Annotated in this window: 11 protein-coding genes; 1 reads left to right on the forward strand and 10 read right to left on the reverse strand. The window is 63.1% G+C overall.

The window, feature by feature from the left end:
* Positions 1–11: 11 nt before the first annotated feature.
* The 8 genes from FOM02_RS18215 to FOM02_RS18250 form a co-directional block, all read right to left on the reverse strand.
* Complete coding sequence (locus tag FOM02_RS18215) at positions 12–1,028, reverse strand: SphA family protein (RefSeq protein ID WP_027557908.1); 1,017 nt, start codon at positions 1,026–1,028, stop codon at positions 12–14.
* A 51-nt stretch (positions 1,029–1,079) separates the two neighbouring features.
* Positions 1,080–2,510, reverse strand: coding sequence for a DUF1254 domain-containing protein (locus FOM02_RS18220; protein ID WP_035731270.1), 1,431 nt, complete (start codon positions 2,508–2,510; stop codon positions 1,080–1,082).
* A gap of 29 nt (positions 2,511–2,539) precedes the next feature.
* Positions 2,540–3,565, reverse strand: a complete 1,026-nt coding sequence (locus tag FOM02_RS18225; RefSeq protein WP_027557910.1) for a DUF1254 domain-containing protein — start codon at positions 3,563–3,565, stop codon at positions 2,540–2,542.
* A 12-nt stretch (positions 3,566–3,577) separates the two neighbouring features.
* On the reverse strand, positions 3,578–4,519 hold the full coding sequence (locus FOM02_RS18230) for an HlyD family secretion protein (RefSeq protein WP_027557911.1): 942 nt from the start codon (positions 4,517–4,519) through the stop codon (positions 3,578–3,580).
* Positions 4,519–4,758 carry a DUF3302 domain-containing protein gene (locus tag FOM02_RS18235; protein ID WP_027557912.1) on the reverse strand — a complete coding sequence of 80 codons (240 nt, stop codon included), beginning with the start codon at positions 4,756–4,758 and terminating at the stop codon, positions 4,519–4,521. The genes FOM02_RS18230 and FOM02_RS18235 overlap by 1 nt, the downstream gene beginning before the upstream one ends.
* Positions 4,759–4,771: 13 nt before the next feature.
* Positions 4,772–5,755, reverse strand: a complete 984-nt coding sequence (locus tag FOM02_RS18240; protein ID WP_051378467.1) for an HAD family hydrolase — start codon at positions 5,753–5,755, stop codon at positions 4,772–4,774.
* 119 nt (positions 5,756–5,874) lie between these two features.
* Positions 5,875–7,581, reverse strand: a complete 1,707-nt coding sequence (locus FOM02_RS18245) for an arylsulfatase (protein ID WP_027557914.1) — start codon at positions 7,579–7,581, stop codon at positions 5,875–5,877.
* Positions 7,582–7,591: 10 nt separating this feature from the next.
* Positions 7,592–8,605 carry a formylglycine-generating enzyme family protein gene (locus tag FOM02_RS18250; RefSeq protein WP_027557915.1) on the reverse strand — a complete coding sequence of 338 codons (1,014 nt, stop codon included), beginning with the start codon at positions 8,603–8,605 and terminating at the stop codon, positions 7,592–7,594.
* 480 nt (positions 8,606–9,085) lie between these two features.
* On the opposite strand from FOM02_RS18250, the gene FOM02_RS18255 reads away from it, so the two are divergent.
* Positions 9,086–10,072, forward strand: coding sequence for a helix-turn-helix domain-containing protein (locus FOM02_RS18255; RefSeq protein WP_027557916.1), 987 nt, complete (start codon positions 9,086–9,088; stop codon positions 10,070–10,072).
* Positions 10,073–10,124: 52 nt separating this feature from the next.
* On the opposite strand, the gene FOM02_RS18260 is transcribed toward FOM02_RS18255, so the two are convergent.
* Complete coding sequence (locus FOM02_RS18260) at positions 10,125–10,268, reverse strand: hypothetical protein (protein WP_265441948.1); 144 nt, start codon at positions 10,266–10,268, stop codon at positions 10,125–10,127.
* A 260-nt stretch (positions 10,269–10,528) separates the two neighbouring features.
* Positions 10,529–11,605 (reverse strand): methyl-accepting chemotaxis protein, encoded by a 1,077-nt coding sequence (locus FOM02_RS18265; protein ID WP_028146299.1) that lies wholly within the window; start codon positions 11,603–11,605, stop codon positions 10,529–10,531.
* Between the last annotated feature and the right edge of the window lie 3 nt (positions 11,606–11,608).

Here is an 11,608-nt window from a genome sequence, read left to right on the forward strand (position 1 = left end):
TGACGCCTCCGTCAGTATTTTCGAACGATCGGCTTCGTCGCGGCCGGCGCGGGCGCTGCCGGCGAGACCGAGAAGGTGACCCAGGTCGACCAGCTGTTCGGCCGGTTCTCGGTCTCGAGGTCCTTGTAGCCGCGGATGTTGAGATAGCCCTGATAGCCGTCGGACATCGGGATCATGAAGCCGATCTGCGGGCCGATGCCGACCGACATGCCCCTGAAACCGCCGAGCTTGGCGCCGGGGCCGCTGTCGTCGGTGATCTGCTGGAAGTAGTAGCCGGTGAGCCCGACATGGACGTTCTTGCTGACGAACTGCGAGGCGGCCCAGTCGAGATGGAAGTCGATGCCATTCTGGTACTGCAGCGCGCCGTTCATGAAACTATAGGTGAGGCCGCCGACGACAGAGAATTCGTGGCCGGTCTTCGGATCGAGATAGGTGTAGCCGGCGCCCGCATCGATCGCCGGGAAGCCAAAACTCAGATTCGCGAGCCGGCTGGAATCATAGGTGCCGCTCGGGATGTTGCCGGTGATGTAGACCAGCTCGTTGTGGACGCCCTGGTTCCATTTCAGCGTGCCCTGGTAGAACACGTCGGTGAGCGTGGTGCGGTTGTCCGTGGCGCTGCCCGAGATGGCGTTGCCGCGTGGCCCGGTCAGCGTCGCGTCGATGCCGACGCCGATGTTTCCGGGAGCGGTGAGCACGGTGAAGCCGGCCTGGCCGCCGAGCACCGGCATCGCCGAGGTGTAGGTGATACCCATCACGAGCACGTCGGCATGAGCCTTGAGGCCGGCGGTCACCGATCCCGAGATGCCGCCGCTGGTGACGAAGTTCTGCCCGGCCCCGGCTTTTTCGTTGAGGTGAATGTACATCGTCGAATAGGCCCATCCCGGCGTCACCGGCACGGCGGCGAGGCTGCCGAAGATGCCTGGAAGCCAGAAGCTGACGCCGCCGGAATCGGCGAGGGCAGGCTGGGCGGCGAAGCCGGTGAACGCCATTGCGATGCCAAGCGTGGCGCTGCGAAGCTGTCCCGTCATGTCATTCCCCTCACGCTTGTCGTAGCCACCAATCCACGTCCCACGGTCCCGCTACTTCGTGGCGCCTCCGACGGTCGTCGCGAACCGTTCGACGTCAGGTAGCTTCCAGCTCTTCGCGAAGAGTTCCTGCTTCGGCCCGTAAAGGCGGAACATCAGCTCGAACTTGCGGGCGGGGTCGGTCGGGATCCAGTTAGCCTCCTGGCCGGCGGGCGGCTTCGGCCCGAGATAGAGATCGACGGACCCGTCAGCATTTCTGTTCCCGTTGGCATTGTTCGAAGCGCGACTCGCGCGGTCGACGTTCTTGATGAGCGCGTGCGTGTCGCGATCATAGGCCGTCAGCGACCAATACTGCTCGACCGGCACATCAGGCGGAACGTGCAGGCGATACGTCGTCGCGCCGTCGTAGCTCTGGCCGTCTCTGTCCTTGATGTTGATCAGGTAGAACTGGCCTGCACCGAGCCGTTTGATGCCGATATAGGCGTACGTATAGGTAATGCCCCGCCAATCGACCGGATAGGCGTCCGGCTCGTCGAATTCAGCCGCCGCCGCCTTGAGCAAGTCGGGATGCGCCGGAACGGTCCAGTGCGTTCCCTCGAAGAACGGAGGCAGACCGGCGTCGTATTTCGCCGCCATCCATGCATGCGCTTCGGCGATACCGGCTGCGAGGGCCTGCTTCACCCTCGCATCGGGCGCGAACGCCTTGCCTTTCTCGATACCGATCGCGCGCAACTGATCGATCATCGCGCGGTCGCGTGGAAGCCATGGCTCGCTCTGCACGGCGCGATGGAGATTGACGAAGAAGCTGTCGTCGTAGCGGATCGTCGAGTCGAACACGACGTCCTTGACGTCGGTAAAGACCGTCTGCGGCGGGCTGGATGCCTGGGAGATCGGATAGATCTTGATCTGCTTGCCGTAAGCGATGGAGTTCGCCACGTCGGCATCGCCATGGCTTTTCATATTCGAGCGGAACAGGGCGTAGCTTCCAAACGTGTTGGGCTGAAGCGGTTCGAAGCCTGCGGGCACCTGGCCCGTGTAGCCGGGCGGCAGCATCACGAGCTTGACGCCGGCCCCCTTGTCGACGCCGAGCAGGCCTGCGTCTTCCAGCGGCTGCTGCCAGGCATTGACGATGTTGGCATTGAGGGAGCCCGCAGCGCCTGCCGGCGGAATCTCGATCACGATCGGACCAGCATCCTTCGTGTTGAGGAACGCCATCAAGTAGAGCGTATCTGGGTTCGGCGTCAGCGTCTGGTTCTTCCAGTCCAGCGGCTTGCCCCAATAGATCACCTGGTTCACCTTGCCCGGCGTCTTGGTCAGCATCTCCTGGAGCATGAGGTCGTAGTTGACGATCGGCATCCCCCAGATGACGGCCTCGACGGCGCGGGCTTGAGCCTGGTGCGCAGTGAGTTCATCCAAGGAGTTCGACTGCGCATTCGTGCCCATGGTCAACATGACGGCGAAAGCGGCAACGATTGCACGCTTCATGACAGCCTCCAGGGTATGCATAATGTCGCTCATGATCCGCCCACCGCCTGCGGTTCGGGGAATTTCCACTTGCTGTTCAGGATTTCGGGCCGCGGCCGGTAGAGCCGGACCGTGTAGTTCCAGCCCTTCATGATCGGCAGGCAGTTCGGGATCTTGCCGTCGCAGCCGCCGAACTGCACAGCGACGAAGCCGTCAGCAGATTTCGCCGCGGTGATGTTGTTGAGCGAATACGCGCCGTATGGGTTCTTCTCGAAGTAGCCCTCGGCATTGTAGAGGCTGATCGACCAGAAACCGTCGACCGGCACGTTGCCGGGAACGGTCAGTTTGTAGACCGTGGTGCCGTCGTTCCTTTCCGGATTGAAGCTGAGATAGGTGGCTTCCTTGTCGGGATTGCCGCCCCATCCGGCTGCGGTCCCGATCAGATGCTTGACCGGATCGACCTGCTCCTTCGATCCGAACGCATTCTTGAACCCACCCGTCGTTGCAGCCAGCACCAGAAGGGCATCCCGGACCTTCTTCTGGCTGCCGGCATCCCAGTTCGGAATGTCGAATTTGCCCGGAGACTTCTGGCTGATCCTGACCGCGTCCTGCAAGGCGTGGACTTTTTCGATGTCCTTGGGATCGTTGGGGTCAACCAGCGTCCGCAGCGCGATCATGACGTAGCGCGTGCCGACCTTGTTCTTGTCGAATGTGTAGCTCCCCGCGCCATATTCGACCTTGCCGACGACGTAGTGGTCCTCGTTGATCACCTGCATTGACCGGAATCGCTTGCCTGCATCCGGTAACGTGATCGTCGCGGGGCCGGCGTCGAGGTCGAGGACGACGGTCGAGTACAACGTGTCGCGGTTGGACCGGATCACCATCTGCTTGTTGATCTGAATCGGTTCGCGATGGTGAAACAGCTTGCCGATCCCGCCGGCATCCTTGACGCCGTTGCCGAAATAGAGATCGCTCTCTGCGCGGCCAAAATTGTCGACCGTCACCGGGACTTGCGATTGCGCATGCGCGGCGGGCGTGAGGAGAAGGAATGAAGCCGTCATCAATGCTCTTTTCATGGCGCCTCTCGCTCAGAACGGATTGACGTAATTCAGTATCGCGACCTGCCGCAGGATCACGCGACGCACGACATGGGTCGGCTTGACGTGGTCGGTATAGATCGCGGCCGTGCCGGCGCTGCCGGCCGGCAAACGTCTGACGAAATCGGCATCGTCGAGCTTGACGCGAACGACGAAAGGCGCGGCCTCGATCGCTTTCGGCATGACGGCCGTGCCCGACGTCTGGGTCTGTCCCGGCGCAATCGCCTGGAGCACGCTCTCGACCTTGCCGGCAAAAATCTGCCCGGGCGCGAATTTGAAGGTCGCCTCGACCTCCTGGCCGGGTGCCACGTAACGTGCATCGATCTGGTTGATCTCGACGCCGATGATGGTGGAGGAGGTGTCGATGAAGGCCATCACCGGCGACAGCGGCAAATTGGCGACGCGCGCGCCCTTGCGCAGCGCAAGATTGGTGACGTAGCCGTCGGTGGGCGCACGCACCACGGTCTTGTCGAGGTTCCACTGCGCGGCCTCGAGCTGGCCGGAGAGCTGATCCGCCTCGGACTGGCGCTGCTCGACATCGAAGCCGCGGCCGGCGTCGCGCTCGTAAAGTTGCGTCATCTGGCCGAGCCGCGTCTTGGCGAGCTTGAACTGGGCATCGATCGCCTTGACCTGGGCGGCGTAGGGCGTCGGATCGATCTTGAACAGCACGTCGCCGGATCGGAGCGGCACGTTGGCGGCGACAGGGACGTCGGTCACTTCGCCGGCGACGTCAGGCACGATCGAGACCGCATTGCGCACGACCAGCGCATTGCCTTGCGGCGCGCCCCATCCCATCGGGATGAAGAGACAGATCAGTACGATCGCCATGACGATGAAGGGCGACGCCTTCCAGAACAGGTTGAAGCGCACGACGCCGAAGTGCACCAGAAGAAACAGCAGCACCAGGTAGGTGTTGAGGATCGCGACGGCCATCACGCATCTCCCGCCTTGCGCGCGGGCACGTCGAGATAGGCCCAGATGAATGCGAGCGGCCACAGCGCGAAGCCGAAGAACAGCGTGATCCAGCCGGCGACTGTCACGGCCTGCGCATGGGGATGGCCGCGGGACTTCGCGATGTGTCCGGGCAGCCAGCCGGCGATGCAGACGACGCCGATCGCGCTGGCGAGCAGGATCACCAGCACGATCCATGCGAAGATGTCGTAGCCGCTCATGACGGCCGCCTTGTCATTGCGACGCTCCCGTGCTGCCGCGCTCGAACGCGAACACTGTCTTCCAGTCCTTGGCCATATCGACCACGGTCCAGCCACGCTGCACCGCTTCATCCCAGGCCTTGTCTAGCTTTCCGATTTTGGACCGCCGGTCGTAGGCATATTCGCGGGCTGAATCAGTGTGATGGACGATGCCGAGGAAACGAGCGCCAGGCCCGGCCGCGGTCCATTGCAGCATCTGCTGGTCGCCGTCCGAATTGCCGAAGGCGAGGATCGGGCGACGGCCAATGAAGCGGTTGATGCCTGACGGCTTGCCGGGGCCGTCATCGATGAATTCGACCTTGGGCAGCTTCGTCAGGAGAGGGCGTCCGTCGGGGCCGATCCTGAATTGCGTGATGCCGGACGAGCCGACCACCTGCTCCGGCGGAATGCCGTAGGCTTTCTCGGCCCACACCCGCATGAATTCGACGCCGCCGCCGGAGACGATGAAAGTCTTGAAACCGTTCGCGCGCAGATAGGCGATCAGCTCGACCATCGGCTGATAGACCAGTTCGTTGTAGGGACGGTCAAAGCGTGGGTGTCTGGCCTGCGCGAGCCATCCGGCTACCGATACGGCATAATCATCGGTCGTCATGCCGCTATGTGCGGCCGCGATCAGCCCCAGCAAGCCTTTCTCGCCCTGCGACGCGAGGCCTTGCTTGTCACCCGAGAGGAATGCCTTGAACGGTTGCTGATGCCTCCATTCGGGATGCTTCGGCGCCAACGCCTTGACACTGTCGAAACCGAAGGCGAGCTGGAAATAGACCGGCTGCTCGCACCAGAGCGTGCCTTCATTGTCGAACACAGCAATGCGCTCGGCGGGCGGCACGAAGTCCGGTCCAGCGTCCTTGGTCACACGCGCGACGAAATCGGTCACCGCCTGCTTCGCCGCGCCGTCGTTCCAGGATGGCAAGGGATCGGTCTGGGCCGATGCGCGCGATGCTCCGACCGAGACGAGCATGACGACGGCCAGGACGACGCGATATGACTTTCGCGACGCGATGGCGCGCCATTGCGACCAAGACGGCCGGATGCGCTCTTCACGATCCGACCGTTGCATCTCCCGCCATTCCGCCACCGTCAGTTACTCTGCGCGGCTTCGAAGCTACGTTGCATCTTCTCCTGGAGTTGATCGATGCTAAAGCTCGAAGGCCGCTGGCTGGGCGGAAACTCCTTGAAGGTTGCAAGGAATTGACCGACGATTGCAGGGCCGGCAATGAGGACGCCGGCAGCGTCCGACATCAGCCAGTCATAGTAGGTATTGGACGTGATATCGGCGCGTTCGTAAGGATCGGACCGCAGGTTGAAGAATTTCGGGACACGGAGCTTCGTGAACGGCTCGGCCCAGATTCGCATCGTTCCCGTCGCACGCTGTTCCTCGAAAACGACCTTCCAGTTCTCGATGCGCGCCGCGACGAGGTCGCCGTCATCGTTGAAGTAGACGAATTCCTTGCGGGCGCTGTTCGGCTGTTGACCGGTGAGGTAGGCGAGCTGGCTGTAGCCGTCGAGATGGACCTTGTAGGTCTCGCCGCCGATCTGATAACCGGTCAGCAGCTTCTGCTTGACGTCGGCATCGCCTGCTGCGGCGAGCAGCGTCGGCATCCAGTCGAGACCGCTGACGATCTCGTTCGACACGGTGCCGGCAGCGATGCGGCCGGGCCATCGGATCATGCAGGGAACGCGGAACGCGCCTTCCCAATTGGTGTTCTTCTCGCTGCGGAACGGGGTCGTGCCGGCATCCGGCCAGGAATTTTGGTGCGGTCCGTTGTCGGTCGTGTAGATCAGGATGGTGTCGTTGGCGATGCCGAGATCGTCCAGCGCCTTCAGGATCGTTCCGATCGTCGCGTCGTGCTCGATCATTCCATCCGCATATTCTGTCCGGGACGTCAGCCCGGGCTTGTCGCGATGCTCGGGCCGGACGTGCGTGCGGAAATGCATGCGGGTGGAGTTGAACCAGCAGAAGAACGGCGTGTTGGCCTGGGTCTGCCGCTTGATGAAATCGATCGCGGCAGCCGAGGTCTCGTCGTCGATCGTCTCCATCCGCTTCTTGTTCAGCGGGCCGGTATCCTCGATGGTCTGCTTGCCGACCCGTCCGAAGCGTGGGTGCTCGGTCGGATCGTCGCGGTCGCTGGCCTTGCAGCGCAGGACGCCGCGCGGTCCGAATTTCTCCAGGAAGCCGGGATCGCGCGGATAGAACCGGTTCTCCGGATCTTCCTCGGCGTTGAGGTGATACAGATTGCCGTAGAACTCGTCGAAGCCGTGTACGGTCGGCAGGTACTCGTTGCGGTCGCCGAGATGGTTCTTGCCGAACTGGCCCGTGGCGTAGCCAAGCGGCTTGAGCAATTCGGCGATCGTCACGTCGCGTGACTGGAGGCCGACGGCGGCGCCGGGAATGCCGACCTTCGACAATCCCGTCCGCAGCGTGCACTGGCCGGTGATGAACGACGATCGCCCGGCGGTGCAGCTCTGCTCGGCATAATAGTCGGTGAACATCATGCCTTCTTTGGCGATGCGATCGATGTTCGGGGTGCGATATCCCATCACGCCGAAAGAATAGGCGGAGATATTGGTCTGGCCGATATCGTCACCGAAGATCACGAGGATGTTCGGCTTGCGGCCGGACGACGTCTGCGACGGGTTGGGCGCTGGGGCTGCTTTCTGGGCCTGCGCCATGGCCTCGGACGTCAGGGCCGCGGCGGCGACGATGGAGGATGTTCCAAGCAGCAGATGTCTGCGATCGATCGGTTGACTGGACTGGTTGTTCTTGTTCTTCAACTCGCTGCTCATGCGATGCTCCCTATGTTGCAGCAGATCCTTCTTGTTCGCGGTGAGTGACGGGAGGCATCCGCACCACGCAGCGGAAGCCGACATGGCTGGTCGAGGTGTCGATCGGCTCGGCATGCCGCGCGGCGGGACGATAACGGCGGCAATAGTTCGGCGCGCAGAGATGCGAGCCGCCCTTCAGAACCTTGCGCGGAATGCGGATGTCCGGTTGACATGGATCAAAGCTCGCATCCTCGCGGCCGCCGCGCGGATTGCTTGGGATGCAGCAGGGTTTTGCAGCCTCGGCCGTGTGCCGCGCCGACCACCAGTCGGATGTCCACTCCCAGACATTGCCGATCATGTCGTAGAGGCCGTAGCCGTTGGGCGGGAAGGCCATGACCGGCGAGGTACGTGCGTACCCATCTTCGCCGAGATTCTGGACGGGGAAGTTTCCCTGCCAGATATTGGCCATGTGCTTACCGCCCGGCATCAGCGCATCGCCCCAGGCGAATTCCTCGCCCTCGAGGCCGCCCCGCGCGGCAAACTCCCATTCGGCTTCCGTCGGCAGCTCCTTGCCGGCCCAACGGGCATAGGCCGCCGCATCGCTGTAGGAGACGTGCACGACCGGATGATCGTCGAGGCCCTTGATGTTGCTGCCGGGACCGTAAGGATGACGCCAATTGGCGCCGCGCATGAATGACCACCACTGGCTCCAGTCGGTGAGATCGGTGATGCGCGGCAGCGGAGAGAAAACCAGTGATCCCGCGTAGAGCATCTCCTTCAGGGCGCCTGGATAGTCCTTCGGATCCGGAACGATCTGGGCTTCAGTGACATGGCGTGTCGCGTTGACGAATTGCTTGAACTGCCGGTTGGTGACCGGCGTGCGATCGATCCAGAAACCGTCGACGGCGACCCGATGGCTCGGCGCCTCCTCGGGGTAATGATGGTCGGATCCCATGCGAAAGGTTCCGCCGGGAATGAAGAGCATCTCGCCGGTCTTTGCATCGTCCGGCAACCACTCGCGATGATCGAGGTCCGCCCGCAACATGGTGGACCTGACGCTACGGCGAAGGTTTTGGCAGGTGCCGACGACGGCGCGTTGTCCGGTACGCTGGACGCATTGTCTGGTCCCCTCTTTCTCGACGCTCGGGGAGACGAAGACGCGTCATTGCGTCAAGATCTCTTTCCTTTGCGCGCAGGGCTTCCACCACGCGGCAAAACGCCACCGCGTGCGCCCTGCCATCGACAGAGCGCTTCCGATTGAGATCGCTGAGGTTGCAAACGGTATCCGAAGAATGGGAGGCTGTGATGTGCAGTTTGTGCCAGTACGCTGAAGCAGCGGCTGAGACTTAACGCCCCATGTCACAAATCGCAGCAACTCGCGCTGAATACGGCAATCTCGCTCGCCGGATTTCGATAGCGTTTGTATCAAAACGCGCAGGCGGGTTGTCGCACCCATCTCGCGTTGTGGTGGTATTTCGCGGCCGCCTGCCGCAGAATTGTCGCGCTTGAGTAACAGAGTGCAGCCATGGGGCAGTTCCTTCTGGTTGATTCGCGTAAGCTCGACGGTTTCGAAGGACTTCACCAGGCCGTCCACGGCTCGCATGTCGACGTGATGCAGCTCGGACGCGGGCGGCTGCGGGGAACGTTGTCGCACGTTGGTATCGGCGACTTCTCGCTGAGCATCGGCACCTTCAACGTCGGCATGCGCACGCAGCGCGTCTCCAGCGACGACAAGCTGATCATCGGGATGCTGCTCGCGGCTGAGGAGCGCGTTGCGCACTGGTCGTTCGACATGCAGCTCAACGACGTGCTCGTGATCCCGCCGCTGCTCGAGCATGACGGCGTCTTCCATGGCGCGTCCGCTTACGCCGCGATGCGCTTCGACCTCGATGGAGTTGCCTCGCTGTTCGGCGGCGAGGCGCGGCTGAGCGATCCCGACACCTGGCGCAGCCGCAGCCATTTTAAGGCGGATCCCGAGAGCGGTGCGATTGCCTCGCGTCGCCTGGTCCGGATCATGTCGCATCTGCGGACGAACACGGAGGGCTTGACGCCCTCGACCGCCGAGTTCTGGAAACGGGCGATTGTGGAATGCATGGCGGCCAATGTCATGTCGTCACTGCCGCCTGACCACAGCAGCTGGCTGCCTTCGGCGCGACGGCTGATCCGCAGGGTTGAGGATTATCTCGACGAAGCCGGCACGCGCCCGGTGCATGTGTCGGAGATCTGCGCGGCATTGAGCGTATCGCGGCGCACCTTGCACCGTGCCTTTCAGGAGGTATTCGGCCTCGGTCCGGTCAGTTTCCTCCGGCACAAGCGGCTATGCGCCGTTCATTCCATCCTGCGCCAGAGCGCGCCCGGCTCAACCACCGTGGCGGCCGTCGCGATGGAGCAGGGCTTTTACGAGCTCGGCCGGTTCGCGCAATATTACTTTGCAGTGTTTGGCGAGCGCCCGTCGCAGACGCTCGGAATTGCCGCGTTGCGGGCACAACGAGCCGGCATCGCCAGGGCATAGCGCTGCCGCGGCTACTTCGGCGCGCGCGTGCCTAAGCGTTCGACGAGGCGGATCAAATAGCCATCGGGATCCTGGACCAGGAATTCGCGCTGCCCGATTTCGTCGTTGCCGACCGATCATCGGCGATCTCGAACCCGAGCAGGTCCTGCCAGAACGACAGGCTGACGTGAATGTTCGAGATGCCGAGTTCGGGCACCAGATCGGCAACGCCGTCACGAGGTGCGTTCCCTTGCTCTCGGAGGTGGCGCGGGCGACAGGGTCGAGAAGGGGTGGCTTGGTCATCAGACGCGAACAGCCCCGGCTGCCAACGGCGCCATCATCGCATCATGCCGGTGTTTTGCCCGACCTGTCAAACGGCCTTGCCCGACCTCTCAAATGGCAAATGAAAAATCGTCATGAAAACGACCCTTCCGCTACTGTGCATGGGGTTGTTTTCACGATCTGGGTTGAACAGGCTCACACCCCGCAGACGATCACGCCATACCAGCCGAGCCCGCGATAGGTCTCATAGCCCGGCGTCGCGTGGAAGGCGATCATCGTGCCGGTCCGGTCGTGGTAAAAGCCGGAGCGCTGGCCGTTCAGCGAGAGCGAGATGCGCTCGCTGAGGATGCCCTGGCCGTCGGAGGCGGCGATCACGCGGAAATTGGAGTCGACCAGCAGCACGCGGGCCTTGTCGCTGTCGCCGACGCGGACCCCTTGCACGATCGCACGGGCCTGCGGCTCCCAGTCGAAATGGATGGCGAGCACGCCGATCGGCGCGCCGTGGGCCTCTCCGCCGGCACGGACGCTGGCGCAGTAGGTCGCGACCTGCGCGTTGCCGAGCAGCGGCTGGTTCTCGACATCGCCGGCGACATAATCGTCGCCGGAGCGAAGGGTGCGCGCTTCGCGAAACCACTTGGTGTGGGCGACGTTCTGGCCGACGACACGAAAGCGGTCGGTGCGGCCGTTGGCGATGACGTTGCCGTCGAGGTCGCAAAGCCAGAGGTCGAGATAGACGGTGTAGGCGCCGAGGATGACGCCGAGCCGCTGCGAGGCGTAGGTGACCGCGGCCGGAGCAGGGGAGGCCGCGCAATCGACCACGGCGGAATCGGTCGCCCACCAGCGCACGTCGCAGGTGCGCTCATAGAGGTTGCGGTCGATCAGCTCGACCGCGTTGAGCGACAGATCGACCATGCGCTCGCCGCGCGAGCGCTGGCTCATGCGGTCGATCGAGGCGACGAGATCGCCGGTGCGTTTCGTCAACTGGGTCTCGAGCTCGCGTGCGATGGTCTCGACCTGCTGGCCGACGCCGCGCACCTCCTGCGCCACCACGGCAAAGCCGGCGCCTTGCGCGCCGGCGCGCGAGCTCTCGATCAGCGCGTTCAGCGCCAGCATCTTCATCTGGTTGGTGATCTGCTGGATCGCCTTGGTCTTGTCGACCGCGATCTGGTTGACCTCCGCGGTGAGGCGGTTGATCAGCGCGGAAATGTCGGAATCGTCGTCGGCGGGTTCGTTGGAAACGGGCTTGGCTTTGAGACCCAGCGCAGCAGACATCGG

The organism is Bradyrhizobium sp. SEMIA (assembly GCF_014844175.1).
Classification (GTDB): domain Bacteria; phylum Pseudomonadota; class Alphaproteobacteria; order Rhizobiales; family Xanthobacteraceae; genus Bradyrhizobium; species Bradyrhizobium arachidis.